The sequence below is a fragment of the Hydrogenophaga sp. GW456-12-10-14-TSB4 genome (assembly GCF_059424305.1).
On the sequence record NZ_JBWKZH010000037.1, the window covers coordinates 31,642 to 56,877 of the forward strand.

A 25,236-nucleotide genomic window follows, 5' to 3' on the forward strand; every position below is an offset into this window, starting at 1 on the left:
AATAAAAAGCCGCCCGCAGGCGGCTTTTCCAGTCAACGGCAAGCCGTTCACATGCCGGCGTAGTTCGGACCGCCGCCGCCTTCGGGCGTGACCCAGACGATGTTCTGCGTCGGGTCCTTGATGTCGCAGGTCTTGCAGTGCACGCAGTTCTGCGCGTTGATCTGCAGGCGGTCGGTGTTGTCGGGGTTCTTCACGAATTCGTACACGCCGGCCGGGCAGTAGCGGGCTTCGGGGCCGGCGTACTTGGCCAGATTGATCTTCACCGGCACGCTGGCGTCCTTGAGCGTGAGGTGGGCCGGCTGGTGTTCTTCGTGGTTGGTGTTGCTGACGAACACGCTGCCCAGGCGGTCGAAGGTGAGCTTGCCGTCGGGCTTGGGGTAGACAATTTGCTCGCACTCGGCGGCCGGCTTGAGGTAGAGGTGGTCGGCCTTCTCGCGGTGCAGCGACCACGGCGGCGCCTTGAAACCCAGGCGGGGCAGCAGCCAGTGTTCGACGCCGACCATGAGGCCGCCGACGATGTTGCCGTACTTGAACCAGGACTTGAAGTTGCGCGAGGCGTCCAGCTCTTCGCGCAGCCAGCTCTTGTCGAAGGCGGCGGGGTAGGCCTTGAGTTCGTCGTGCTGGCGACCGGCCTGCACGGCCTCGAAGGCGGCTTCGGCGCAGAGCATGCCGCTCTTGATGGCGGCATGGCTGCCCTTGATGCGCGCGCCGTTGAGGTAGCCGGCGTCGCAGCCCACCAGGGCGCCGCCGGGGAAGGTGGTCTGCGGCAGGCTCATCAGGCCGCCGGTGGTGATGGCGCGCGCGCCGTAGCTGATGCGTTTGCCACCTTCGAGGAAGGCGCGGATGCGCGGGTGCGTCTTCCAGCGCTGCATTTCCTCGAACGGGCTGAGCCAGGGGTTGCTGTAGTTCAGGCCGGTGACGAGGCCCAGGGTGACCTTGTTGTCTTCCAGGTGGTACATGAAGCCGCCGCCGTAGGTGTCGTCCTTCATCGGCCAGCCGGCGGTGTGGATCACCAGGCCGGCCTGGTGCTTGGCGGGGTCGATTTCCCAGAGTTCCTTCACGCCGATGGCGTAGGCCTGGGGGTCCTTGCCTTCGTCCAGGTGGAACTTGGCGATCAGGCGCTTGCCCAGGTGGCCGCGCGCACCTTCGGCGAACACGGTGTACTTGGCGTGCAGTTCCATGCCGAGCTGGAAGTTGTCGGTCGGCTCGCCGTCCTTGCCCACGCCCAGGTTGCCGGTGGCCACGCCCTTGACGGAGCCGTCGTCGTTGTAGAGCACCTCGGCGGCAGCGAAGCCGGGGAAGATCTCCACGCCCAGGTTCTCGGCCTGCTGGCCCAGCCACTTGACCACGTTGCCCAGGCCGACGACGTAGTTGCCCTCGTTGTGGAAGTTGTTGGGGATGAGGAATTTCGGGGTGTCGATGGCGCCTTTTTCGGTCAGCCAGAGCAGCTTGTCGTCGGTCACGGGCTGGTTGAGCGGCGCGCCGTCGGCTTTCCAGTTGGGCAGCAGTTCGTTGAGCGCCTTGGGGTCCATCACCGCGCCGCTGAGGATGTGCGCGCCGGGCTCGGAGCCTTTTTCGAGCACGCAGACGTTGATGTCGCCGCCTTTTTCGGCCGCGATCTGCTTGAGCCGGATCGCGGTGGCCAAGCCGCCGGGGCCGCCACCGACCACGACCACGTCGTACTCCATGGCTTCGCGCGGGCCGTAGGTGCTGAGGATTTCTTCGGGAGTCATGTAGAGGGTCTCGCTCTGTCAGGCCAGGGGCCCGGGGGGATTTTCATGACGGCAATGCATGGAGTCATGCCGGTGTCGTGGTCGGGACCGATTTTAGTGGCCCAGGGAGCACAATCCCGTCACATGGGCCCCCGTCGGCCCGGGCGGGGCCCCAGAGCCCGCAGAATCAACCCATTTAGAGGAGGTTCTCTCATGGCATACAGCCTGGACTTGTCGGGCCGCGTGGCCCTGATCACCGGCGCATCCGGTGGGCTCGGTGAGCAGTTCGCCAAGACCTTGGCGCGCGCGGGAGCGGCGGTGGTGCTGGCCAGCCGCCGCACCGACCGCCTGATGGCGCTGCGCGCCCACATCGAGGCCGCCGGCGGCGACGCGCATGTGGTGGCGATGGACGTGACGGACACGGCGTCCATCAAGGCGGCCGTGGCGCACGCCGAAACCGAGGTCGGCGCGATCGACATCCTGGTCAACAACTCGGGCGTGAGCACCACGCAGCGCCTGCAGGACGTGACGGAGGAAGACTACGACTTCGTCTTCGACACCAACACCAAGGGCGCGTTCTTCGTGGCGCAGGAGGTGGGCCGGCGCATGCTGGCGCGGGCCAACGGCGCCGCACCGGGTACCTACGTGGGCGGGCGCATCGTGAACATCGCGTCCATGGCCGGGCTCAAGGTGCTGCCGCAGATCGGCGTGTACTGCATGAGCAAGGCCGCCGTGGTGCAGATGACCAAGGCGATGGCGATCGAGTGGGGCCGCTTCGGCATCAACGTGAACGCGATCTGCCCGGGCTACATCGACACCGAACTCAACCACCACCACTGGCAGACCGAGCAGGGCCAGAAGCTCATCAACATGCTGCCGCGCAAGCGCATCGGCTCGCCGGCCGACCTGGACGCGCTGCTGGTGATGCTGTGCTCGAGCGAGAGCCATTTCGTGAACGGCGCGGTCATTGCCGCCGACGACGGTTTCGGGGCCTAGATGACGGCAGCGGTGTTGGGCCGGCCTTCGGGCTGGCCGCCGGGCATGGTGACCGGCATTCTGGCGGGGCTGGGCGCGGGCGCGTTCTGGGGCACGGCCTTTCTCGCGCCCCTGCTCACGCCGGGTTTCAGTTCGATCGATCTCACGGTGGGCCGCTTCCTGGCCTGCGGCCTGTTGTCGGTGCTGCTGCTGGCCTGGGCCGGGCTTCGGGGCGAGGCGCACCTGCCGACCTGGCGGCAGGCGGGCTCGGCGCTGTGGCTGAGCCTGCTGGGCTACACGGGCTATTACCTGCTGCTGGTGCTGGCCATCCAGGCCGCGGGTGCGGCGCTGCCGGTGCTGATCATCGGCACCATCCCGATCTGGATCATGTTGCTGGGCAAGCCGCAGGGCCTGCGCTGGCGTGCGCTGGTGCCCGGGCTGCTGCTGACGATGGCCGGCCTGGCGCTGATGATGCGGGTCACGGCGCATGGCGCCGGCGAGGCCGGGGGCGGCGACGACCTCTGGCTGGGCATCTTTTTCGCCGTGCTGGCCATGGCCTCGTGGACGGCGTTCGGCCTGTTGAACGCGCGCTGGCTGAGCCACCACCCGGAGGTGAACTCCACGGTGTGGGCCAACTGGCTGGGGGTGGCCGCGGGCCTGGGTGCACTCGTCATCTGGGCGGTGGCCGGGGCCGGGGTGGACACGCTGGTGCAGCGCCCGGGGTTCGACCGTTTCCTGGTCGTCTGCGCAGTCACCGGCATCGGCTCGGCCTGGATCGCTTCCGTGCTCTGGAACATGGCCAGCCGGCGCCTGAGCCCGAGCCTGGCGGGGCAGCTCATCGTGAGCGAGACGGTGTTCGGGCTCATCTACACCTTCGCCTGGAGCGCCCAGTGGCCCGCCGCCCTGCAATGGACGGCGTGTGTGCTGTTCGTGTTGGGCATACTGGCGTCCATCAAGGCACACCGTTGACACCTCAACCATGAAACTCGAACTGCCCGATCAGAAGAAGCGCGTGTTCAGCATGACCATCCCCATCCGCTGGGGCGACATGGACGGCATGAACCACGTGAACAACACGATCTACTTCCGCTACCTGGAGATCATCCGCATCGAATGGATGCGCTCGATCGGTTGCCCGCCCGACCCCTCGGGCGAAGGCCCGGTGATCGCCAACGCCTTCTGCAATTTCTACCGGCAGCTCGAGTACCCGGGCGACGTGATCGCCACCATGTACGTCAGCGATGTGGGCCGCAGCAGCTTCGAGAGCTGGTGCACCCTGTCGCGCAGCGACGACCCGGACACGGTGTATGCGGCCGGCGGCGCGACCACGGTGTGGGTGAACTTCCCGCTGAAGAAATCCGCCCCCCTTCCCGACTGGCTGCGCGCGCACCTGAGCTGAGCGCTGTGTGCGCTGGCGCACACACAAATGCTTGCACACAAGGGGCGGGCGCGTGCCTAGCATGGGCCCCATGCGCGCCCTGTCTTTCGCCCTGGTTCCTGTCGGCCTGTCGCTCGGCCTGCTGGTGTCCTGCGGCGGTGGCGGCGGGGGTGGATCTTCGCCGTCGGGCAACACCGGCTTCGTGCCCACCACCGGCCCGGTGACCGTCACCGAGCTCGCGACCAACCTGCCCAATCCCTGGAGCCTGGCCTTCCTGCCCGACGGGCGCATGCTGGTCACGGGGCGCACGGGCAGCCTGCGGCTCTATGCAGCGAATGCCCAGTCGTTCAACCTCATCAGCGGGCTGCCCGCGCTGGACACCGGCGGGCAGGGCGGCCTGCTCGACGTGGTTCTCGACCCCAGCTTCGGCAGCAACCGGCTCATCTACTTCAGCTTTTCGGAAACCGACAGCGGCAACGCCAACAACAACGGCACTGCCGTGGCCCGTGCCGAGCTCGACACGGGCGCGATGGCGCTGGTGAACCTGCAGGTGATCTACCGCCAGTTGCCCAAGGTGGCGAGCACCGGGCATTTCGGTTCGCGCCTGGTGTTCGACCGCGACGGCCACCTGTTCGTGACCCTGGGCGATCGCCAGAGCAACGACCAGCGCGGGTACGCGCAGGACCTGAGCCGGGGCAACGGCAAGGTGGTGCGCATCACCACCTCGGGGGCGGCGGCACCGGGCAACCCGGTGCTGGCGGGGGCGCAGGCCGGCATCTGGAGCTACGGCCACCGCAACCCGCAGGGGGCGGCGCTGCACCCGGCCACCGGGGCCTTGTGGACCAGCGAGCATGGCCCGCAGGGCGGCGACGAGGTCAACCTCACGCAGGGCGGGCTGAACTACGGCTGGCCGGTGATCAGCTACGGGCAGGAGTACGGCACCACGCAACAGGTGGGCGAGGGCACGGCCAAGGCCGGCATGGAGCAGCCGGTGGCGTACTGGGAGACCATCGACGGCTCGACCTGGACGGGCGGCCAGAAGTCGTCCATCGCGCCCAGCGGCATGGCCTTCTTCACCGGCAGCATCCCCACGAACTGGACCGGCAGCCTGTTCGTGGGTGCCCTGGCGGGCACGGCCTTGTGGCGCTTGCAGCTCGACGGCACGCGGGTGGTGGGGCGTGAGCGCCTGCTGGCCAACCGCAACGAGCGCATCCGCGATGTGCGGCAGGGGCCTGACGGCCGGCTCTATCTGCTCACCGACGGCGGCAGCGGCAAGCTGCTGCGCATCGGCGGCTAAGGGCTCTGCGGCTTACTGCTTGTTCTCGCGGGCGTTCTTCTTGTACTCGACGTCGTCGGCGTACAGGCGGCCGTCCTTGCGGTTGATGTCGACTTCCACGTAGTGGCCCTGGCGCAGGTCCTCGAAGCGCTTGTAGTCGTTTTCGTAGTCGGTCTTGTCGGTCACATAGATCACTTCGCTGTTGACGGTGAAGGTCTTCGCGGTGGTGTCGATGGCCGTGATGCGCCCCTTGAGGTTTTCTGCGTAGGCAGCGCCCGTCCCCAGAGCGAGGACGGCGGTGAGCAGGAAGGCCCGCTTGATGGATGGCTTGATGGGCATGGAAACACTCCTTGTGTTGTTGTGCAGCGATATCGATTGAATCGCGCGCCGACAAAAAGTGCTGTAAGCCTTGTCTGATTCGGCGGACGTGCCGCTCAGTCCTTCGGCGGCTTGGCCTTGGGCACGCGGCCCATCAGGTAGAACTCGGGGTTGGGCTGCATGTTGCTGAAGCTGGCCAGGCGGTTGGACAGGCCGAAGAAGGCGGTGATGGCCGCGATGTCCCAGATGTCCTCGTCGGAGAAGCCGTGGGCGTGCAGGGGAGCGAAGTCGTCGTCGTTGACTTCGTGCGAGCGCTGGCAGACCTTCATCGCGAAATCCAGCATGGCCTTCTGGCGCGGCGTGATGTCGGCCTTGCGGTAGTTCACCGCGACCTGATCGGCCACCAGCGGCTTCTTCTCGTAGATGCGCAGGATGGCACCGTGCGCCACCACGCAGTACAGGCACTGGTTGGCCGCGCTGGTGGTGGTCACGATCATCTCGCGGTCGCCCTTGGTGAGCGAACCCTCTTCCTTGAGCATCAGCGCGTCGTGGTACGCGAAGAAGGCGCGCCATTCGGCAGGCCGGCGCGCCAGGGCCAGGAAGACGTTGGGCACGAAGCCCGCTTTCTCCTGAACCTCCAGCACCTTGGCCTTGATGTCCTCGGGCAGGTCGTTGATGTCGGGGGCGGGGTAGCGGCTCATGCGGGTCTCCTTGAGGTTGTCTGGCGCCATCCTACGGTATCGTGTGATCCGTCCTCGTTTCCCACTTTCCCCTGGAGCACGCGATGCAAGAGACCAACGACACCGAGTTCGACCGAGGCCTGGCCACGCGCCGGCAGGTCATGGGCGACGCCTTCGTGGACAAGGCGTTCGGCGACATGACGCCGTTCACCGAGCCCATCCAGCAGCACATCACGCGCAAGGCCTGGGGGGATGTCTGGCAGCGCGAGGGGCTCGACCTGAAGACCCGCAGCCTCCTCACCGTGGCCATGCTCACGGCCCTGGGCAAGCAGCACGAGCTCAAGGGCCATGTGCGCGGCGCGCTGAACAATGGCGTGACCCCCGCCGAGTTGCAGGAGGTGTTGTTGCATGCGGCCGTGTACTGCGGCGTGCCGACGGCGGTGGAGGCTTTTCGCACCGCCGCCAGCGTGGTGGACGGCGAGAAGGCCTGAGGGCCGGCGCGGCGCTACGATCGGGGGTTTCTTCACCATCCCCTACGGAGTTCCGTCATGACCGCTTACCGCTTTTCGCTGGTCCGCCGCGCCCTGCTGGCCGCCGGCCTGGTCTGCACCCTCGGCCTGGCCCAGGCGCAGTCCACCACCCGCATCCTGGTGGGTTTCCCGCCCGGCGGCGGCACCGACGCGATCGCCCGCATCATCGGCGAGCGCCTGCAGGTGGATCTTGGCCACCCGGTGGTGGTGGACAACAAGCCCGGCGCGGGCGGCCAGCTCGCCGCCCAGGCGCTCAAGGCCGCCACGGCCGATGGCAACACCCTGTTCCTCAGCCACGACCACAGCATCACCATCCTGCCCATGGTGACGAAGAACCCGGGCTACGACTCGGCCAAGGACTTCGTGCCGGTGGCCGGCTTCGCCACCTTCGTCAACGCCTTCGCCGTCTCCAACGGCACGCCCGCGCAATCCTTCAAGGCCTATGTGGACGGTGTGAAGGCCGCCGGCGGCAAGGGCTCGGTCGGCATTCCCGCGCCGGCCTCGGTGCCGCAGTTCCTGGTGCAGGTGATCGCCAAGCAGAACGGCCTGGACCTCGTGGCCGCGCCTTACCGCGGCAGCGCGCCCATGATGTCGGACATGCTGGGCAACCAGATCCCGGCCGGTGTGGCCTCCATCCCCGACTTCATCGAGAACCACAAGGCGGGCAAGCTGCGCGTGGTGGCCGTGATGGGTTCGCAACGCCAGGCCGCCATGCCCGAGGTGCCCACCTTCTCCGAGCTGGGCCTCAAGGGCTTCGAGGACGTGCCGTACTACGGCCTGTTCGCCCCGGCGGGCACGCCCAAGGCCGCGATCGATCGCCTTGCGCAGGCGGTGCAGAAGGCGATCGCGCAACCCGATGTGCGCGACAAGCTGACCGCCATGGGCCTGACCGTGGGCTTCATGACCGGCGAACAGCTCGGCGCGCGCGAGCAGGCCTACGGCAAGGTCTGGGCAAAGATCATCAAGGACAGCGGCTTCCAGCCGCAATAAGCGCCCATCCTCAGGCGTCGATCGCCGTGGCCGAACCGGCCAGGCGGCGCAGCTCGAACTTCTGGATCTTGCCCGTGCTGGTCTTCGGCAACTCGCCGAAGACCACCGCGCGTGGCACCTTGAAGCCGGCCAGGTGCTGCTTGCAGTGCGCCACGATGTCCTGCGCCGTGGCCGTGGCGCCGGCCTTCAGTTCCACGAAGGCGCAGGGTGTCTCGCCCCAGCGCGCGTCGGGTTTCGCGACCACCGCCGCCGCCAGCACCTCGGGGTGGCGGTAGAGCACGTCCTCCACCTCGATGGAGGAGATGTTCTCGCCGCCGGAGATGATGATGTCCTTGCTGCGGTCCTTGATCTTGATGTAGCCGTCCGGGTACTGCACCGCCAGATCGCCGCTGTGGAACCAGCCGCCCGCGAAGGCTTCCTGCGTGGCTTGCGGGTTCTTCAGGTAACCCTTCATCGCGATGTTGCCGCGGAACATGATCTCGCCCATGGTCTCGCCGTCGTGCGGCACCGGCCGCAAGGTCTGCGGATCGAGCACGCGCACCTCGCGCTGCAGGTGGTAGCGAACGCCCTGGCGGGCGTTGAGCCGGGCGCGTTCGCCAATCGGCAGCTCGCTCCAGTTCTCGTGCCGGGCGCACACGGTGGCCGGGCCATACACCTCGGTCAGCCCGTACACGTGCGTGAGGTCGAAGCCCATTTGCTCCATGCCTTCGATCATGGCCGCCGGCGGTGCGGCCCCAGCCACCATGGCCTTGACCCCGGCGGGCACGCCAGCCTTCATGGCGGCCGGTGCATTGACCAGCAGGCCGTGCACGATGGGCGCACCGCAGTAGTGCGTCACGCCGTGCGCGCGCATGGCGTCGAAGATGGCCTGCGGGTCCACCCGGCGCAGGCACACGTTCACGCCGGCGCGCGCGGCCACCGTCCAGGGGAAGCACCAGCCGTTGCAGTGGAACATGGGCAGCGTCCACAAGTAGACCGCGTGCTTGGGCATGTCCCACTCGAGCACGTTGGAGATGGCATTGATGGCCGCGCCCCGATGGTGGTAGACCACGCCTTTGGGGTTGCCGGTGGTGCCGCTGGTGTAGTTCAGGGCGATGGCGTCCCATTCGTCGCCGGGCTGCTGCCATTCAAAGCCGGGATCGCCCCCGGCCAGGAAGGCTTCATAGGCCTGGCCGCCCAGCGACTGGGACGGGCCGTCGAACAGCTCGTCCTGGGTCTCGATCACCAGCAGGTGGTCGCGGCGCTGGCGCAGGGCGATGGCTTTGGCCAGCGTGCCCGAGAACTCGGGATCCACCAGCACGGCACGGGCTTCGCCATGGTCGAGCATGAAGGCGATGGTCTCGGCGTCGAGCCGGGTGTTCAGGGTGTTGAGCACGGCGCCGGCCATGGGAATGCCGAAGTGCGCTTCCACCATGGGTGGGGTGTTGGGCAGCATCACCGCCACGGTGTCCTGGTGGCCGATGCCTGCGCGCTGCAGCGCGCTGGCGAACCGGCGACAACGCGTGTAGGTCTGGGCCCAGCTCTGGCGCAGCGCGCCGTGCACGACGGCCAGCCGATCCGGGTACACCTCGGCGGCGCGCTCGAGAAAGGAAAGCGGGGTCAGCGGCGCGAAGTTGGCGCCGGTGCGGGGCAGGTCCTGGTCGTAGATCGAGGTCATGGTGGTGTCCGGGTGTCGAAGGTGGCAGTGTCGCTGCATTTCAGCCGGCCAGCAGGCGCTGCATCAGGTCGGGCGTGCTGTGCGCCTGGTACTTGCGCATGAGCCGGGCGCGGTAGATCTCGACCGTGCGGTGGCTGATGGCCAGCGCCTTGCCGATCTGTTTGCTGGTCATGCCGTCCATGAGGAAGGCCGCCACCTCGCGCTCGCGCGGCGTCAGCTCGGCCTTCACCGTGCGGCTCGCGCTGAGGTCTTCAAAGCTCCAGATGCCCGCCGCGTGCGGCGCGGCGCGTTGCAGCGCACGGCCGGTCACGTGGCACCAGAAGGTCTCACCCTGCTGCGGCCCGCTCACGCGCTTCATGATGCGGTTGTCCGCGTAGGTGCCGCTGCGGCCCAGCAGCGGCGCCATGCGCTCGCCGATGCGCTCGTACTCGTCGGCGCTCGGGTAAAGGATCTGGAAGCTCTGGCCCACGAGCTGTTCGCGCGTGGCGCCGAACATCTCGCACAGCACCTGGTTGCAGTCCACCATGATGCGTTGCCGGGACAAGGCCAGGCCCACGGGGGCGAGGTCGAAGGCGAGGCGGTAGTCGATCTCCATGGCGGCTCGTGTGAGGGTTTGGCTTTACGAAATACTACGTATGTGGTTACGTAGTATCGTAGCGGCTTCCACGGTTCAACCCAGGAGACACCGACGTGAACAAGATTTTCCCGAACGCGGACGCCGCGCTCAAAGGCATCGTGGCCGACGGCCAGTTGCTCGCCGTCGGAGGCTTCGGCCTTTGCGGCATCCCCGAAGCCCTGATCGATGCGCTGCGCGACAGCGGCGCGAAGAACCTCACCGTGATTTCCAACAACGCGGGCGTCGACGGCTTCGGCCTGGGCAAGCTGCTGGAGACGCGCCAGATCAGCAAGATGATCTCCAGCTACGTGGGCGAGAACAAGGAGTTCGAGCGCCAGTACCTGGCCGGCGAGCTGCAACTCGAATTCACGCCGCAGGGCACGCTGGCCGAGAAGCTGCGCGCCGGCGGTGCCGGCATTCCGGCCTTCTTCACCAAGACCGGTGTGGGCACCCTGGTGGCCGAAGGCAAGGAGCTGCGCGAGTTCGATGGCGAGACGTATGTGATGGAGCGCTCGCTGGTGCCCGACGTGGCATTGGTGAAGGCGCACCGCGCCGACAAGTCCGGCAACCTGCAGTTCCGCCTGACCGCGCGCAACTTCAACCCCGCCGCCGCCATGGCCGGCAAGATCTGCGTGGTCGAGGTCGAAGAGGTCGTGGAGACCGGCGCGATCGACCCGGACCAGATCCACCTGCCCGGCATCTATGTGCACCGCATCGTGCACAACGCGAACCCCGAGAAGCGCATCGAGAAGCGCACCATCACCGAAAAAGCTGGAGCCTGACCATGCCCTGGACCCAAGACCAAATGGCCGCGCGCGCGGCGCAAGAACTCGAAGACGGTTTCTACGTGAACCTGGGCATCGGCATCCCGACGCTGGTGGCCAACCACACCGGCACCAAGGAAGTCTGGCTGCAGAGCGAAAACGGCATGCTGGGCATCGGCCCGTTCCCGACCGAAGACCAGGTGGATGCCGACCTGATCAACGCCGGCAAGCAGACCGTGACCACGCTGCCGGGCTCCAGCATCTTCGGCAGCCACGACAGCTTCGCGATGATCCGCGGCGGCAAGATCAACCTCTCCATCCTGGGCGCGATGCAGGTGAGCGAGAAGGGCGACCTCGCCAACTGGATGATCCCGGGCAAGATGGTCAAGGGCATGGGCGGTGCGATGGACCTGGTGGCTGGCGTCAAGCGCGTGATCGTGCTCATGGAGCACGTCGCGAAGAAGAAGGACGGCACCGAGGACCTGAAGATCATCCCGGCCTGCACCCTGCCGCTGACCGGCGTGGGCGTGGTCGACCGCATCATCACCGACCTGGGCGTGATGGACGTGACGCCGCAAGGCCTCAAGCTGGTGGAGATGGCACCGGGCGTCACGCGCGAGTTCATCCAGTCCAAGACCGGCGTCACGCTGGTCTGATACCCCGGGCGGGTATACTCCCGCCCACACCCGTCATTGGGGAGTAGCCGCTCTGCACCCAGCAGAGGTCTGCGTCAACACACTTGGCTCCCACGGCCATGGCGCAGACAGCTTCCAGCCTGGCAAGACCTTTGACCACACTGCCTCCGGATGGGCCGGGGATGCCGTGTGGTCTTCTGTCTTTTGCCGGCCCTCGGAGCATTCTTTTGGAAGCCTTCCTGATCTCGACTGGCATCGTCGCCCTCGCCGAAATGGGCGACAAGACCCAGCTGCTGTCCCTCGTTCTCGCCGCCCGTTTCAAGCGCCCCTGGCCCATCGTCTGGGGCATCCTGGTGGCCACGCTGCTCAACCACGCACTCGCCGGTGCCGCCGGCGCCTGGATCATGGCCGCCGTCGGCCCGAACGTGATGCGCTGGGTGCTGGGTGTGTCTTTCATCGCCATGGCCGGGTGGATGCTCATTCCCGACAAGCTGGACGACGAGGACGCCGTGCCCAAGCGGCAGATGGGCGTGTTTCTCGCGACGCTGTGGGCCTTCTTCCTGGCCGAAATGGGCGACAAGACACAGATCGCCACCGTGGCGCTGGGCGCGCAGTACGAGCCGCTGATCGCGGTGGTGATCGGCACCACCTTCGGCATGATGCTGGCCAACGCGCCGGTGGTGTTCTTCGGCGAGGCGATCACGCGCCGCGTGCCGATCAAAGTGGTTCACATCATCGCTGCGCTGATCTTCGCAGTGCTGGGCGTGCTGGCCCTGTTGGGCGTCGGTGCGTCGATGACCGGCTGACCGGTCTCGCCAGGGCGCTAGAATGGCGGCCTGCTGCGGGTGTAGTTCAATGGTAGAACGGCAGCTTCCCAAGCTTCATACGAGGGTTCGATTCCCTTCACCCGCTCCAATTTTCGCCCTCTGAACCCTGCAGGGTCAGTTGCCGCCCAGCCAACGGGCAGGCCAGGACCCGGACTGGGTCATCTCGCGCACCACCTCGTGAATCAAATCATTGACGGCCACCGTGGCGCTGGTGGCGGGTCGCATCACGTTGGTGGCGTGCACCACGCGCCGTGACATGCGAGGGCTGTCGATCACGACCGTGCGCAAGCGCCCTGCGGCCACTTCCTCGGCCACCGACACCGCCGGCAGGATGGTGCTGCCGATGCCGGCCTCCACCGCGCGTTTGACGCTGCCCAGCGACTCGATCTCTGCCACCACGTCGAGCACGAGGCCGTGGGGTGCGCAGGCGTCGTCGATGATGCGCCGCAGTCCGTGCTCGACGCCCGGCAGCACCAGCGGCCACTCGGGCAGCTTTTCCAGGGGCAGTTTGCGGGGCAGGCGCGTGCCGCTGTGGCTGGTCACCAGCACCAGGCGGTCGTCGAGCAGCGCGCGCTTGCTCAAGCCGGGCTCCAGGGTGTCGCCATACAGCAAGGCGATGTCGAGCCGGCCCGCCAGCAGCCATTCGCGCAGAAAGCCGCTGTAGGCCTCCACCAGTTTCAGCCGCACGCGCGGAAGGCGGTCGCGGCAGGCGATCAGGATGGGCAAGGTGGCGGCCAGGGCCACCGTGGTGGGCAGGCCGATGGACACGTCGCCCTGGGGCACGGACAGCGTCTCGCGCACCGCCAGCCGGGCCCGTTCGGCATCCATCAGCACCACCTTGGCGTGGGTGAGAAACAGTTTGCCGGCCTCGGTCAGCGCCATCCCTTTGCTGGAGCGCTCGAAGAGTTGGGCGCCGACGTCCGCCTCGAGCGCGGCGATCTGCTGGCCGAGCGCGGGCTGCGCGACGTGCAGCCTGCCGGATGCCTGGAGCAGGCTGCCCGCTTCGCTCACGCCGACGAAGTAGCGCAATTGCCTGAGCTCCATGGCCTCTCCGTTTAGCTATGTGTTTTCAGTATATCGAGTAGCTGAATCAAGTATTTCCAGGATAGCCGGGGCCGACCCAGAATCCGCCCCATGTTCCATGAAATCGACGACCATCAGGACATCCGCGACGCGGTGCGCCAGCTCTGCAAACAGTATCCCGACGAGTACTTTCGCCAGGTCGACGCACAGAAGGCCTACCCTGAGAAGTTTGTCGATGCGCTGATGGAGGCCGGCTGGCTGGCGGCGATGATTCCCGAAGCGTACGGCGGCACCGGCCTGGGGCTGACGGCGGCCTCGGTGATCATGGAGGAGATCAACCGCTCGGGCGGCAACGCGGGGGCGGTGCACGGGCAGATGTACAACATGGGCACGCTGCTGCGCAACGGCAGCGCCGCGCAGAAGGAAAAATACCTGCCCGACATCGCCGCTGGCAAGCTGCGCATCCAGTCCATGGCGGTCACCGAGCCCACCACCGGCACCGACACGACGAAGATCAAGACCACCGCCGTGAAGAAGGACGGCCGTTATGTGGTCAACGGGCAGAAGGTGTGGATCTCGCGTGTGCAGCACTCCGACCTGATGATCCTGCTGGCGCGCACCACGCCGCTGGCCGAGGTGAAGAAGAAATCCGAAGGCATGTCGGTCTTCATCGTCGACCTGCACGACGCGATCGGCAAAGGCCTCACGGTCCGGCCCATTCCCAACCTGGTCAACCACGAGACCAATGAACTGTTCTTCGAGAACCTCGAGATCCCCGAGGACAACCTGATCGGCGAGGAGGGCCTTGGTTTCAAGTACATCCTCGATGGCCTCAACGCCGAGCGCACGCTGATCGCGGCCGAGTGCATCGGTGACGGCTACTGGTTCATCGAGCGCGCGCGCAAGTACGCCAACGAGCGCATCGTGTTCGACCGCCCGATCGGCCAGAACCAGGGCGTGCAGTTTCCCATTGCCGATGCCTTCATCGAGATCGAGGCCGCGAACCTGATGCGGTTTGAAGCGGCGCGCCGCTTCGATGCGCGCCAGGACTGCGGGGCCCAGGCCAACATGGCCAAGTACCTGGCGGCCAAGGCTTCCTGGGAGGCGGCCAACGTGTGCCTGCAGACGCATGGCGGTTTCGGCTTCGCCAACGAATACGACGTCGAGCGCAAGTTCCGGGAAACGCGGCTCTATCAGGTGGCACCGATTTCGACGAACCTGATCTACGCCTACGTGGCCGAGCACATCCTCGGACTGCCCCGTTCCTTCTGAGCGGAACTACGCATGAGCCGCCCCCTGGATGGCATCACCGTGGTGGCGCTGGAGCACGCGATCGCGGCGCCGTTTTGCACGCGCCAGCTGGCCGACCTGGGCGCACGCGTCATCAAGGTGGAGCGCCCCGGCTCGGGCGACTTCGCTCGCGCCTACGACGATCGCGTCCAGGGCATGGCCTCGCATTTCGTCTGGGTCAACCGCTCCAAGGAAAGCCTCACGCTGGATGTGAAACATCCCGACGCGCAGAAGGTGCTGGCGCGCCTGCTCGAAGACGCCGACGTGCTGGTGCAGAACCTGGCGCCGGGTGCGGCGGCTCGCCTCGGCCTGTCGTTCGACGCCTTGCACGAGAAGCACCCCAGGCTCATCGTCTGCGACATCTCCGGCTATGGCGACGATGGCCCGTACCGCGACAAGAAGGCCTATGACCTGTTGATCCAGAGCGAGTCCGGCTTCCTGTCTGTCACGGGGTCGCCTGAGGAGCCCGCCAAGGCCGGCTGCTCGATCGCCGACATCGCCGCCGGCATGTACGCCTACAGCAACATCCTCGCGGCCTTGCTGCAGCGTGGCAGAACGGGGAAGGGCAGCCGCATCGACGTGTCCATGCTGGAGAGCATGGTCGAGTGGATGGGCTTTCCCATGTACTACGCCTTTGAAGGCGCGGCGCCGCCGGCGCGCTCTGGTGCGGCCCACGCCACGATCTTTCCCTACGGGCCCTTCGAGGCCGCCGGTGGCACCACCGTCATGCTGGGGCTGCAGAACGAACGCGAATGGGCCGCCTTTTGCCGGCTCGTGCTGCGGCTACCCGATCTGGCGGTGGACGAGCGCTTCGCCTCCAACTCCCGCCGCGTGGCCCACCAGGATGCGCTGCGCGCGATCATCCTGGAGGCCTTCGCCTCACTGAGTGCCGAGCAGGTGGTGCAGCGGCTGGACGAAGCCCAGATCGCCAATGCCTGCGTCAACGACATGCGCGGCGTCTGGCAACACCCGCAGCTCAGGGCGCGCGATCGCTGGACCCAGGTGTCCACGCCCGGCGGTCCCATTCCCGCGCTATTGCCGCCCGGGCGCAACGGCGCCTACACCCCACGCATGGACGGCGTGCCCGGACTCGGGGCGCACACCGATGCCATCCTGAAGGGGCTGGGCTGGGGCACCGAGGCGATCGAGGCCATGCGCCGCGAAGGCGCGATCTGACCGCGCCCGGGTCTGCTCAGAACCCGACCGCCTGCCCATCGCGCCGCGCATCGCTCGCGGCCACGTAGCCGTCGGCGATGTCGTCGCTCAGGCGAGCGATGAACTGGCCGCTGCCGAAGTCGAGGTAGGTGTCGGCGGTCGGCTCGAAGCGGTGGCCCAGCGCCTTGAGGCCGTCGCGCAGCGCAGGCGCCATGGTGGATTCAAAGTCCACGTCCAGGCCGCTGCCCCATTTCCAGCGCGGTGCGTCGCAGGCGGCCTGGGGCTGCTGGCCGTGCACCAGCATGCGCACCAGCGTCTGCACATGACCTTGCGGCTGCATGTTGGCACCCATCACGCCAAAGCTCATCACACCCTGGCCCTCGCGCGTGAGGAAGCCGGGGATGATGGTGTGGAAGGGCCGTTTGCCCGGCGCGACCTGGTTGGGGTGCCCGTCCTGCATGGTGAAGCCGTGGCCCCGGTTCTGCAGGCTGATGCCCCAGCCGGGCACCACCACGCCGCTGCCGAAACCCAGGTAGTTGGACTGGATCAGGCTGACCATGCGGCCTTGCGCATCAGCGGCGGTGAGGTAGACCGTGCCGCCGCGCGGCGGGTGGCCCGCGCCGGGGTGGATGGCGCGTTTCGGGTCGATGAGCCTGGCGCGCTCGCGCAGGTAGCCCGGGTCGAGCAGGTCGGCGGCGCGCACCTCGGTCATGAAGCGCTCGTCGGCGACCCAGCGGTAGGTGTCGGCGAAGGCGAGCTTGACGGCTTCGATCTGCAGGTGCTGGCCTTCGATGCTGTCCGGTCCGAAGCGGCCGATGTCGAGCTGTTCGAGCATGCCCAGCGCCATGAGCGCGGCGATGCCCTGGCCGTTGGGCGGCAGTTCGTGCACCGTGTGGCCGGCGAACGCCATCTCGATGGGCTTGACCCACTGCACCTCGTGCGCGGCGAGGTCGCTGGCGCGCAGTTGCGCGCCGTGTTCGCGCGCGAAGCCGTCGATGGCGGCGGCGATTTCGCCGCGGTAGAAGGCCTCGCCGCGCGTCTCGGCAATGCGGCGCAGCGCGCGGCCGGCTTCGGTGAAGCTGAAGCGCTCACCCGGCAGCGGGGCGCGGCCGCGCGGCATGAAGGCCTGCGCGAAACCGGGCTTGTCCTGCAGCAGGGGCACGGCCAGCGCCCATTTGTGGGCGATGACGGGTGCCACCGCGAAGCCGCCTTCGGCCAGCTCGATGGCGGGCGCCATGAGGTCGGCGAAGGGCAGGGCGCCGAAGCGCTCGGACAGGGCCGCCCAGCCGGCTACCGCGCCGGGCACGGTCACGGCATCGAAGCCGCGCAGCGGGATCTGGCCGCTGTGCTTGTTCTCGAAGTAGGCCTTGCTCCAGCCCGCGGGCGCCAGGCCCGAAGAGTTCATGCCATGCAGTTGGTGGCCGTCCCAGACGATCGCGAAGTTGTCGCTGCCCAGGCCGTTGGAGATCGGCTCCACGACGGTGAGGGCGGCGGCCGCGGCGATCGCGGCGTCCACCGCGTTGCCGCCCTTGAGCAGCATGCGCAGGCCGGCCTGCGCGGCCAGGGGCTGCGAGGTGGCGACCACGTTGCGCGCCATGAGCGGGCTGCGGATGGTGGGGTAGGGGTGGCTCCAGTCGAACTGCATGGGGTCGGTGTCTCTCAGGTGGGAATCACTTGAGGATATCGCCGACGCAGAGGTACTTGATTTCCACGTAGTCGTCCATGCCGTGGTGCGAGCCTTCGCGGCCCAGGCCGGACTGCTTCACGCCGCCGAAGGGCACGTGTTCGGTGGCGAGGATGCCGACGTTGATGCCCACCATGCCGTACTCCAGCGCCTCGCTCACGCGGAAGATGCGGCCCACGTCGCGGCTGTAGAAGTAGCTCGCCAGACCGAACTCGGTGGCGTTGGCCGCGTCGATCGCTTCCTGCTCGGTGTGGAACTTGAACACCGGCGCGAAGGGGCCGAAGGTTTCTTCCTTCGCGCACAGCATGTCGGCCGTCGCGTCGGCCACCACGGTGGGCTCGAAGAACTGGCCGCTGCCCAGGCTGGTCAGGCGCTGGCCGCCGGCCACCACGCGAGCGCCCTTGGCCACAGCGTCGTCCACATGGCGCTGCACCTTCACGAGCGCCGCTTCCTCGATCAGCGGGCCCTGGCTCACGCCCTCGCCGAAGCCGTTGCCGACCTTGGAGGTCTTCACCTTGGCTGCGAACTTGGCGACGAAAGCGTCGTACACCCCGGCCTGCACGTAGAAGCGGTTGGTGCAGACGCAGGTCTGGCCGGCGTTGCGGTACTTGCTGGCGAAGGCGCCTTCCACCGCGCTGTCGATGTCGGCGTCGTCGAACACGATGAAGGGCGCGTTGCCGCCCAGTTCGAGCGACATTTTCTTGACCGTGGGCGCGCACTGCGCCATGAGGATGCGGCCGACCTCGGTGGAGCCGGTGAAGCTGATGTGGCGCACCACGTCGCTCGCGCACAGCACCTTGCCCACGGCGATGGACTGTTCGCTGTCGGCGGTGAGGATGTTGAACACCCCGGCCGGGATGCCGGCGCGGATGGCGAGCTCGGCGGCGGCCAGCGCGGTCAGGGGGGTGAGTTCGGCCGGCTTGATGATCACCGGGCAGCCGGCGGCCAGCGCGGGCGCCACCTTGCGCGTGATCATGGCGAGCGGGAAGTTCCAGGGCGTGATGGCCGCGCACACGCCGATGGGCTGCTTGAGCACCATCAGGCGGCGGTTGTTGTCGAAGGTGGGCAGGGTTTCGCCGTTGACGCGCTTGGCTTCCTCGGCAAACCACTCCACGAAGCTCGCGCCATAGGCCACCTCGCCCTTGGCCTCGGCCAGGGACTTGCCCTGTTCGGCGGTCATGAGGGTGCCCAGGTCGTCCTGATTCGCCATCAGCAGGTCGTACCACTTGCGCAGGATCTGGCTGCGCTCCTTGGCGGTCTTGGCCTTCCAGGCCGGCCAGGCGGCGTTGGCCGCGGCGATCGCGGCTTCGGCATCTGCGGGGCCCAGGTTGGCCACGTCGGCCAGCTTGTGGCCGGTGGCCGGGTCGTGCACGTCGAAACGGCTGCCGCCGGCGACCCACTGGCCGTTGATCAGCGCGTCGGTCTTGAGCAGGGTCGGGTCCTTGAGCAGGGCCAGGGGGGAGGTCTTCATGTCCATGAGGGGGTTGTCTCCGTCGGTGCGGTGCGCGGAAGGGGTGGCAGGGAATTTATTTAACTTGTTAAATGAATCGCCGCCGATTGTGCCGTCGAAAGGCGTTTCAGCATAGCCCCCGGTCTTTTCCGGGGCGGTGCCGCTCGCGACTCGGCGGGCCGATCCACCCGATTTCGCCGCCCGCGCGCCGGGGGCGGCCCGCATGTTGGAAAATAACGGGTTCCGCGCGCGCGAGCGCTGCCCCGCATTCAACGACGAACACCACAAGGCCCCCATGACCCGCCCCGCTTCCGTTGCCGACATCCGCAAGAGCTTTCTGGACTTTTTCGCTTCCAAGGGCCACACCGTGGTCGCGTCCAGCCCCCTGGTGCCCGGCAACGACCCGACGCTCATGTTCACCAACTCCGGCATGGTGCAGTTCAAGGACGTGTTCCTCGGCACCGACAAGCGCCCCTACGTGCGCGCGGCCTCGGTGCAGGCCTGCCTGCGCGCCGGCGGCAAGCACAACGACCTGGAGAACGTGGGCTACACCGCGCGCCACCACACCTTCTTCGAGATGCTGGGCAACTGGTCGTTCGGCGACTACTTCAAGCGCGAGAGCCTGAAATGGGCCTGGGAGCTGCTGACCGAGGTCTACCAGTTGCCCAAGGAGCGCCTGCTGGCCACGGTGTACGAAGAGGACGACGAGGCCTACGACATCTGGACCAAGGAGATCGGCCTGCCGCCCGAGCGCGTGATCCGCATCGGCGACAACAAGGGCGGGCGCTACAAGTCCGACAACTTCTGGATGATGGCCGACACCGGCCCCTGCGGTCCCTGCAGCGAGATCTTCTACGACCACGGCCCCGAGATCCCCGGCGGCCCCCCGGGCAGCCCCGATGAGGACGGCGACCGCTTCATCGAGATCTGGAACAACGTGTTCATGCAGTTCAACATGGACGAGACCGGTGCCGTCACGCCGCTGCCCGCGCCCTGCGTGGACACCGGCATGGGCCTGGAGCGGCTGGCCGCGATCCTGCAGCACGTGCACAGCAACTACGAGATCGACATCTTCGACGCGCTCATCAAGGCCGCCGCGCGCGAGACGCACATCAGCGACCTGGACAACCCCTCGCTCAAGGTGATCGCCGACCACATCCGCGCCACCGCTTTCCTGGTGAGCGACGGCGTGATCCCCAGCAACGAAGGCCGGGGCTATGTGCAGCGCCGCATCGTTCGCCGCGCCATCCGCCACGGCTACAAGCTGGGCCAGAAGACCCCGTTCTTCCACAAGCTGGTGCCCGACCTGGTGAAGCTGATGGGCGAGGCCTACCCGAACCTGGCCCGCCAGGAGCAGCGCATCACCGAAGTGCTCAAGGCCGAGGAAGAGCGCTTCTATGAAACGCTGGCCAACGGCATGGAAATCCTCGACGCGGCGCTGGCCGGCGGCGAGAAGGTGCTGCCGGGCGAGGTGGCCTTCAAGCTGCACGACACCTACGGCTTCCCGCTCGATCTGTCGGCCGACGTCTGTCGCGAGCGCGGCCTGTCGGTGGACGAGGCGGGTTTCCACGCTGCGATGGAAAAGCAGAAGGCCGCAGGCCGCGCGGCCGGCAAGTTCAAGATGGACAAGGCGCTGGACTACACCGGCGCGGGCAACCAGTTCGTCGGCTACGAACAGCTGGAAGCGCCCGGCAAGATTGTCGCGCTCTACCTCGAAGGCACGCCGGTCGCCGCGCTGAACGCCGGCCAGACCGGTGTGGTGGTGCTGGACAACACGCCGTTCTACGCCGAGAGCGGTGGCCAGGTCGGCGACGAGGGCGTCATCACCAGCGGCTCGGCGCGCTTCGCCGTGGGCGACACGCAGAAGATCAAGGCCGACGTGTTCGGCCACCACGGCAGCGTGGAGCAGGGCACGCTCAACGTGGGCGACCACGTGAACGCCCAGGTGAACACGGCGCTGCGCGCCGCCACCGTGCGCAACCACAGCGCCACCCACCTGATGCACAAGGCCCTGCGCGAGGTGCTGGGCGATCACGTGCAGCAGAAGGGCTCGCTGGTGAACGCCGAGCGCACGCGCTTCGACTTCGCGCACAACGCGCCCGTGACGGACGCGCAGATCCGCCAGATCGAGGCCAAGGTGAATGCCGAGATCCTCGACAACCACGCCACGCAGGCGCGCCTGATGGACATCGAGTCGGCGCAGAAGACCGGCGCCATGATGCTGTTCGGTGAGAAGTACGGCGAGACCGTGCGCGTGCTCGACATCGGCAGCAGCCGCGAGCTCTGCGGCGGCACGCACGTGCAGCGCACCGGTGACATCGGCCTCTTCAAGGTGGTGGGCGAAAGCGGGGTGGCCGCGGGCGTGCGCCGCATCGAAGCCATCACCGGCACGAACGCGCTGGCCTACCTGCAGTCGCTGGAAGACACGGTGGCGCAGGCCGCGGGTGTGCTCAAGGCCCCCACGGCCGAGTTGAACGCGCGCATCGGCCAGACGCTGGAGCAGGTCAAGGGGCTGGAGAAGGAAGTGGCGGCGCTCAAGGGCAAACTCGCCTCCAGCCAGGGCGACGAGCTGGTGGCGCAGGCGGTGGATGTCAAGGGCATCAAGGTGCTGGCCGCCGTGCTCAATGGCGCCGACGCCAAGACCCTGCGCGACACGCTGGACAAGCTCAAGGACAAGCTCAAGACCGCCGCCATCGTGCTGGCCGCCGTGGATGGCGCCAAGGTGCAACTGGCCGCCGGCGTCACCGCCGACAGCATGGGCAAGGTCAAGGCCGGCGAGCTGGTGAATTTTGTGGCCCAGCAGGTGGGCGGCAAGGGCGGGGGCAAGCCCGACATGGCCATGGCCGGCGGCACCGATGCCAGCGGTTTGCCCAAGGCGCTGCAGTCGGTGCAGGGCTGGGTGGCCGAACGCGTGTGAGCACGCTGAGCCGCCGGCAGGTCCTGGCCAGCGGGCTGGCCGTGGCCCTGGGGCCGGTGGCGGTCGGCGCGCAGCCGGCTTTCGAGCTGAGCGACTGGCCGCGTGGCACGCCCACGCCGGCGCTGGCGACGCTGGACCTGCAAGGCCGGGCCGTGAAGCTCGCCGACTTCAAGGGCCGCGCCGTGCTGCTCAACTTCTGGGCCAGCTGGTGCGAGCCCTGCCGCACCGAAATGCCCATGCTGCAGGACCTGCCCCCGCTGATCGGAGAGGACCGCCTGGCGGTGATCGCGCTCAACTTCAAGGAGCCGCCTCAACGCGCGCTGCGTTTCGTGGAGCAGACCCAGCTGAGCCTGCCGGTGTGGCTGGACCCCCTGGGCGACCATGCGCGTGCCTGGGGCGTGCGGGTGTTTCCGACCACGGTGCTCATCGATCGCCAGGGCCGCGCGCGCCAGCGCGTGCGGGGCGAGGTCGACTGGAGCGGCCGCGAGGCGCTGGGCCGGGTCGATCGTTTGCTCGCGCTCTGACCCCGTCCCATAATTCCTGTCCATCCTTCCGGAGTGCTCTCATGACCCCCGATCGCCGCCGCTTCCTGCAGCGCGCCGCCACCTCCGTGGCCGCCGCATCGCCCCTGTTCCATGCTGCCGGGGCCCTGGCCCAGGCCAACCCGGCGCAGCGCGAGTTCAACCCCCAGCCCGGCGCCTGGCGCACCTTCGATGTGACCACCCGCGTGGACATCGAGCTGCCCCGGGGTGCTTCCCAGGTCTGGCTGCCGCTGCCGTCCGTCGAGAGCGACTGGCAGAAGTCCTTCACCAGCGACTTCCGCACCAACGGCACGGCGCAGCTGACCGAAGAGCGGCACTATGGTGCCCGCATGCTGCACGTGACGTTCGCCGAGGGTGGTGCCACGCCCTATGTCGAACTCACCAGCCGCGTGCAGACGCGCAACCGCGCGGCCGATCTCTCGCAGAAGACCGCTGGCACCGAAGACGCCGCCAGCCTGCGCTTCTGGACCCAGCCCACGGCCCTGCTGCCCACCGACGGCATCGTGCGCGAGACCGCGCTCAAGGCCACGCGCGGCGCGCGCACCGACGCGCAGAAGGTGCGCCAGATCTACGACTGGGTGGTGGCCAACACCTACCGCGAGCCCAAGGTGCGCGGCTGCGGCGAAGGCGACATCAAGACCATGCTGGAGACCGGCAACCTGGGTGGCAAGTGCGCCGACCTCAACGCCATCTTCGTCGGCCTGTGCCGCTCGGCCGGCTTGCCGGCGCGCGACGTGTACGGCATCCGCCTGGCGCCCTCGGCCTTCGGCTACAAGGAGCTCAGCGGCAATTCCGCCAGCCTCAAGGGGGCGCAGCACTGCCGCGCCGAGGTGCACCTGGCCGGCCACGGCTGGGTGGCGATGGACCCGGCCGATGTGGCCAAGGTCATGCGCCTGGAGACGCCCGAGTGGATCAAGACCACGCAGCACCCGGTGGTCACGCCGGTGAACCGCGCGCTGTTCGGCGGCTGGGAAGGCAACTGGATGGCCTGGAACATGGCGCACGACGTGAAGCTGCCGCAGGCGCAAGGCCCGCAGCTGGGCTTCTTCATGTACCCCGTGGGCGAGACCGGCGGCCAGCGCCTGGATTCCTACGCACCCGACGACTTCAAGTACCAGATCACGGCGCGCGAGATCAAGGCCTGACCGTTTCCTGCGGCCCGGGCCAGCTCAGCGATTGCTGGCTGGAAAAGGCCCGTGCTTCGCCCGTCACCGGGTCGGTGAAGGCGATGGTCCGGGCCAGCAGGCGCAGCGGGTGGGCGAAATCCTCGGCCTCGTGCGGCCCGCGCAGCACGCGCGGGTAGAACTGGTCGCCCACGATGGGCAGGCCCAGCGCGTTCATGTGCACCCGCAGCTGGTGTCGCTTGCCGGTGACCGGCTCCAGCCGGTAGCGGGACCAGGGGCCGCGCACCTCCAGCCGGTCCAGGTGGGTCTCGCTGTTGGGCTCGCCCTCGGCCTCGTGCATGCGGAAGAAGGCGTCGTGCGCTTCCACGATGCGGCTGCGGCGCACCAGGGGCCAGGTCTGGGCCGCATCGCCCGAGGGCGCGAGCGCCTCGTACACCTTGTGCACCGCGTGGTCCCGGAACAGCGACTGGTAGGCATCGCGGTCCTGCGGGCGCAGGCTGAACACCACCAGGCCGGCCGTCTCGCGGTCGATGCGGTGGATCGGGCTCAGCGTGTCGATGCCCAGGCGGTTTTTCAGCCGCACCAGCAGGCTTTGCTGCACGTAGCGCCCGCCCGGCGTGACCGGCAGGAAGTGCGGCTTGTCCGCCACCAGCAGGTGTTCGTCCAGGTGCAGCACGGTTTCCTCGAAGGGCACCACGGGTTCGTGGTCGAGTTCCCGGTAGTAGTAGACCCGCACACCCGGTGTGAAAGCCGCATCCGGCGGCAGGGGGCCGCCCGCGTCGTCGAGCACCTCGCCGCGCGCGAGCCGTCGGGCCCAGTCCTCGCGGCTGACCGCGCTCAGGCGTTCGGCCAGGAAGTCGAGCAGCAGGGGCCAGGGCGCGGCCTTGTCGTAGGGCAGGGCGATGCAGCTGGCAGACACGCCCTGTCGCGAGGGAATCGCTGGGTTCTTCGGGGGACGGCCCATGGTGGCCCGTTGCGGATCAGACCCGGCGGAACACCAGGTCCCAGACGCCGTGGCCGAGCTTGAGCCCGCGGTTCTCGAACTTGGTGAGGGGGCGGTAGTCGGGCTTGGGCACGAAGCCGTCGCCACCGGGCGCGGCGGTGTTGCGCAGCAGGGGCTCGGCGTTGAGCACCTCCAGCATCTGCTGGGCGTAGGGCTCCCAGTCGGTGGCGAGGTGCAGGTAGCCGCCCGGCTTGAGGTGGCGCGCGAGGCGGTTCACGAAGGGGCCCTGGATCAGGCGGCGCTTGTGGTGGCGGCTCTTGTGCCAGGGGTCGGGGAAGAAGATGTGCACGCCATCGAGGCTGGCTTCGCCCAGCATGTGGTCCAGCACCTCGACCGCGTCGTGGCGGAAGATGCGGATGTTCTCCAGGCCTTGCTCGCCCACGAGCTTGAGCAGGGCGCCCACGCCGGGCTCGTGCACTTCGCAGCAGAGGAAGTTGTCCTGCGGGCGCACGGCGGCGATGTGCGCGGTGGCGCCGCCCATGCCGAAGCCGATTTCCATGATGAGCGGCGCATCGCGGCCGAAGGCCGCCGCGGCGTCGAACGCGCCAGGCGCGTAGTTCAGCAGGAAGCGGGGGCCGTGTTGCTCGAAGGCCCGCGCCTGCCCCGGCCCCATGCGGCCTGCGCGCAGCACGTAGCTCTTCACCTCCCGCATGAAGGTGGTGTCGGCGGGGGCGGGGCGCGGCTGGGCGT

24 protein-coding genes, 1 tRNA gene and 1 riboswitch are annotated in these 25,236 nt (G+C 67.9%); of the genes, 15 read left to right on the forward strand and 10 right to left on the reverse strand.

Translation table 11 applies throughout. The features are described 5' to 3' along the window. Positions 1–47 precede the first annotated feature (47 nt). On the reverse strand, positions 48–1,733 hold the full coding sequence (locus AC07ZS_RS18055; RefSeq protein ID WP_494799907.1) for an electron transfer flavoprotein-ubiquinone oxidoreductase: 1,686 nt from the start codon (positions 1,731–1,733) through the stop codon (positions 48–50). Positions 1,734–1,925: 192 nt separating this feature from the next. Here AC07ZS_RS18055 and AC07ZS_RS18060 point away from each other — a divergent pair, with 192 nt between their 5' ends. The 4 genes from AC07ZS_RS18060 to AC07ZS_RS18075 all read left to right on the forward strand — a co-directional run bounded on the left by AC07ZS_RS18060 (position 1,926) and on the right by AC07ZS_RS18075 (position 5,362). Next, positions 1,926–2,708 carry an SDR family oxidoreductase gene (locus AC07ZS_RS18060; RefSeq protein ID WP_494799908.1) on the forward strand — a complete coding sequence of 261 codons (783 nt, stop codon included), beginning with the start codon at positions 1,926–1,928 and terminating at the stop codon, positions 2,706–2,708. After that, positions 2,709–3,656 carry a DMT family transporter gene (locus tag AC07ZS_RS18065; RefSeq protein ID WP_494799909.1) on the forward strand — a complete coding sequence of 316 codons (948 nt, stop codon included), beginning with the start codon at positions 2,709–2,711 and terminating at the stop codon, positions 3,654–3,656. A 10-nt stretch (positions 3,657–3,666) separates the two neighbouring features. Then, a complete protein-coding gene (locus AC07ZS_RS18070) occupies positions 3,667–4,086 on the forward strand; it encodes an acyl-CoA thioesterase (RefSeq protein ID WP_494799910.1) in 420 nt (139 codons plus the stop codon). A 70-nt stretch (positions 4,087–4,156) separates the two neighbouring features. Continuing rightward, complete coding sequence (locus AC07ZS_RS18075) at positions 4,157–5,362, forward strand: PQQ-dependent sugar dehydrogenase (RefSeq protein WP_494799911.1); 1,206 nt, start codon at positions 4,157–4,159, stop codon at positions 5,360–5,362. Positions 5,363–5,374: 12 nt separating this feature from the next. Here AC07ZS_RS18075 and AC07ZS_RS18080 read toward each other — a convergent pair whose 3' ends face one another. Next, positions 5,375–5,680 carry a DUF5666 domain-containing protein gene (locus AC07ZS_RS18080; RefSeq protein ID WP_494799912.1) on the reverse strand — a complete coding sequence of 102 codons (306 nt, stop codon included), beginning with the start codon at positions 5,678–5,680 and terminating at the stop codon, positions 5,375–5,377. 95 nt (positions 5,681–5,775) lie between these two features. Continuing rightward, a complete protein-coding gene (locus AC07ZS_RS18085; protein ID WP_494799913.1) occupies positions 5,776–6,360 on the reverse strand; it encodes a peroxidase-related enzyme in 585 nt (194 codons plus the stop codon). An 83-nt stretch (positions 6,361–6,443) separates the two neighbouring features. Between AC07ZS_RS18085 and pcaC the strand changes: the two genes are divergently transcribed. Continuing rightward, positions 6,444–6,830, forward strand: a complete 387-nt coding sequence (pcaC, locus tag AC07ZS_RS18090) for a 4-carboxymuconolactone decarboxylase (protein WP_494799914.1) — start codon at positions 6,444–6,446, stop codon at positions 6,828–6,830. A 57-nt stretch (positions 6,831–6,887) separates the two neighbouring features. Beyond that, complete coding sequence (locus AC07ZS_RS18095) at positions 6,888–7,859, forward strand: Bug family tripartite tricarboxylate transporter substrate binding protein (protein ID WP_494799915.1); 972 nt, start codon at positions 6,888–6,890, stop codon at positions 7,857–7,859. A gap of 10 nt (positions 7,860–7,869) precedes the next feature. Here the strand turns inward: AC07ZS_RS18095 and AC07ZS_RS18100 are convergent, their stop codons facing one another. Both AC07ZS_RS18100 and AC07ZS_RS18105 read right to left on the reverse strand, forming a co-directional pair. Continuing rightward, positions 7,870–9,516, reverse strand: coding sequence for an acyl-CoA synthetase (locus AC07ZS_RS18100; RefSeq protein ID WP_494799916.1), 1,647 nt, complete (start codon positions 9,514–9,516; stop codon positions 7,870–7,872). 40 nt (positions 9,517–9,556) lie between these two features. Then, on the reverse strand, positions 9,557–10,111 hold the full coding sequence (locus AC07ZS_RS18105) for a helix-turn-helix transcriptional regulator (RefSeq protein ID WP_494799917.1): 555 nt from the start codon (positions 10,109–10,111) through the stop codon (positions 9,557–9,559). Between the two features lie 95 nt (positions 10,112–10,206). Between AC07ZS_RS18105 and AC07ZS_RS18110 the strand changes: the two genes are divergently transcribed. The 4 genes from AC07ZS_RS18110 to AC07ZS_RS18125 all read left to right on the forward strand — a co-directional run bounded on the left by AC07ZS_RS18110 (position 10,207) and on the right by AC07ZS_RS18125 (position 12,446). Beyond that, complete coding sequence (locus AC07ZS_RS18110; protein ID WP_494799918.1) at positions 10,207–10,914, forward strand: CoA transferase subunit A; 708 nt, start codon at positions 10,207–10,209, stop codon at positions 10,912–10,914. Between the two features lie 2 nt (positions 10,915–10,916). Further along, positions 10,917–11,552, forward strand: coding sequence for a 3-oxoacid CoA-transferase subunit B (locus AC07ZS_RS18115; RefSeq protein ID WP_494799919.1), 636 nt, complete (start codon positions 10,917–10,919; stop codon positions 11,550–11,552). A gap of 26 nt (positions 11,553–11,578) precedes the next feature. Then, a riboswitch (yybP-ykoY riboswitch) is annotated at positions 11,579–11,752 on the forward strand. Between the two features lie 6 nt (positions 11,753–11,758). Next, entirely contained in the window at positions 11,759–12,337 is a 579-nt protein-coding gene (locus AC07ZS_RS18120; protein WP_494799920.1) for a TMEM165/GDT1 family protein, read from the forward strand. Between the two features lie 35 nt (positions 12,338–12,372). Beyond that, positions 12,373–12,446: transfer RNA gene (locus AC07ZS_RS18125), tRNA-Gly, on the forward strand. Between the two features lie 26 nt (positions 12,447–12,472). Here AC07ZS_RS18125 and AC07ZS_RS18130 read toward each other — a convergent pair. Further along, complete coding sequence (locus AC07ZS_RS18130; protein WP_494799921.1) at positions 12,473–13,402, reverse strand: LysR substrate-binding domain-containing protein; 930 nt, start codon at positions 13,400–13,402, stop codon at positions 12,473–12,475. Positions 13,403–13,492: 90 nt separating this feature from the next. Here AC07ZS_RS18130 and AC07ZS_RS18135 point away from each other — a divergent pair, with 90 nt between their 5' ends. Together AC07ZS_RS18135 and AC07ZS_RS18140 are read left to right on the forward strand one after the other, a co-directional pair. After that, on the forward strand, positions 13,493–14,653 hold the full coding sequence (locus AC07ZS_RS18135; RefSeq protein WP_494799922.1) for an acyl-CoA dehydrogenase family protein: 1,161 nt from the start codon (positions 13,493–13,495) through the stop codon (positions 14,651–14,653). 12 nt (positions 14,654–14,665) lie between these two features. Continuing rightward, positions 14,666–15,847, forward strand: coding sequence for a CaiB/BaiF CoA transferase family protein (locus AC07ZS_RS18140; protein ID WP_494799923.1), 1,182 nt, complete (start codon positions 14,666–14,668; stop codon positions 15,845–15,847). A 16-nt stretch (positions 15,848–15,863) separates the two neighbouring features. Here the strand turns inward: AC07ZS_RS18140 and AC07ZS_RS18145 are convergent, their stop codons facing one another. Together AC07ZS_RS18145 and AC07ZS_RS18150 are read right to left on the reverse strand one after the other, a co-directional pair. Next, positions 15,864–17,471 carry a gamma-glutamyltransferase family protein gene (locus AC07ZS_RS18145; RefSeq protein WP_494799924.1) on the reverse strand — a complete coding sequence of 536 codons (1,608 nt, stop codon included), beginning with the start codon at positions 17,469–17,471 and terminating at the stop codon, positions 15,864–15,866. Between the two features lie 25 nt (positions 17,472–17,496). Next, positions 17,497–18,987, reverse strand: coding sequence for an NAD-dependent succinate-semialdehyde dehydrogenase (locus AC07ZS_RS18150; protein ID WP_494799925.1), 1,491 nt, complete (start codon positions 18,985–18,987; stop codon positions 17,497–17,499). A 268-nt stretch (positions 18,988–19,255) separates the two neighbouring features. On the opposite strand from AC07ZS_RS18150, the gene alaS reads away from it, so the two are divergent. From alaS to AC07ZS_RS18165, 3 genes are read left to right on the forward strand one after another with little or no spacing between them, the layout of a single operon-like run. Next, complete coding sequence (gene alaS, locus AC07ZS_RS18155; RefSeq protein WP_494799926.1) at positions 19,256–21,877, forward strand: alanine--tRNA ligase; 2,622 nt, start codon at positions 19,256–19,258, stop codon at positions 21,875–21,877. Next, a complete protein-coding gene (locus tag AC07ZS_RS18160) occupies positions 21,874–22,401 on the forward strand; it encodes a TlpA family protein disulfide reductase (RefSeq protein ID WP_494799927.1) in 528 nt (175 codons plus the stop codon). Before alaS ends, AC07ZS_RS18160 begins: the two co-directional genes overlap by 4 nt. Positions 22,402–22,442: 41 nt before the next feature. Beyond that, the gene (locus tag AC07ZS_RS18165) at positions 22,443–23,564 is read left to right on the forward strand and encodes a transglutaminase-like domain-containing protein (RefSeq protein WP_494799928.1); all 1,122 of its coding nucleotides are present in this window, start codon (positions 22,443–22,445) and stop codon (positions 23,562–23,564) included. Here AC07ZS_RS18165 and AC07ZS_RS18170 read toward each other — a convergent pair. After that, entirely contained in the window at positions 23,554–24,507 is a 954-nt protein-coding gene (locus AC07ZS_RS18170; RefSeq protein WP_494799929.1) for a pseudouridine synthase, read from the reverse strand. The genes AC07ZS_RS18165 and AC07ZS_RS18170 overlap by 11 nt on opposite strands. Before the next feature lie 16 nt (positions 24,508–24,523). Further along, positions 24,524–25,236: tRNA (guanosine(46)-N7)-methyltransferase TrmB (gene trmB, locus AC07ZS_RS18175; RefSeq protein WP_494799930.1), on the reverse strand; the 713-nt coding region annotated here is incomplete at its 5' end.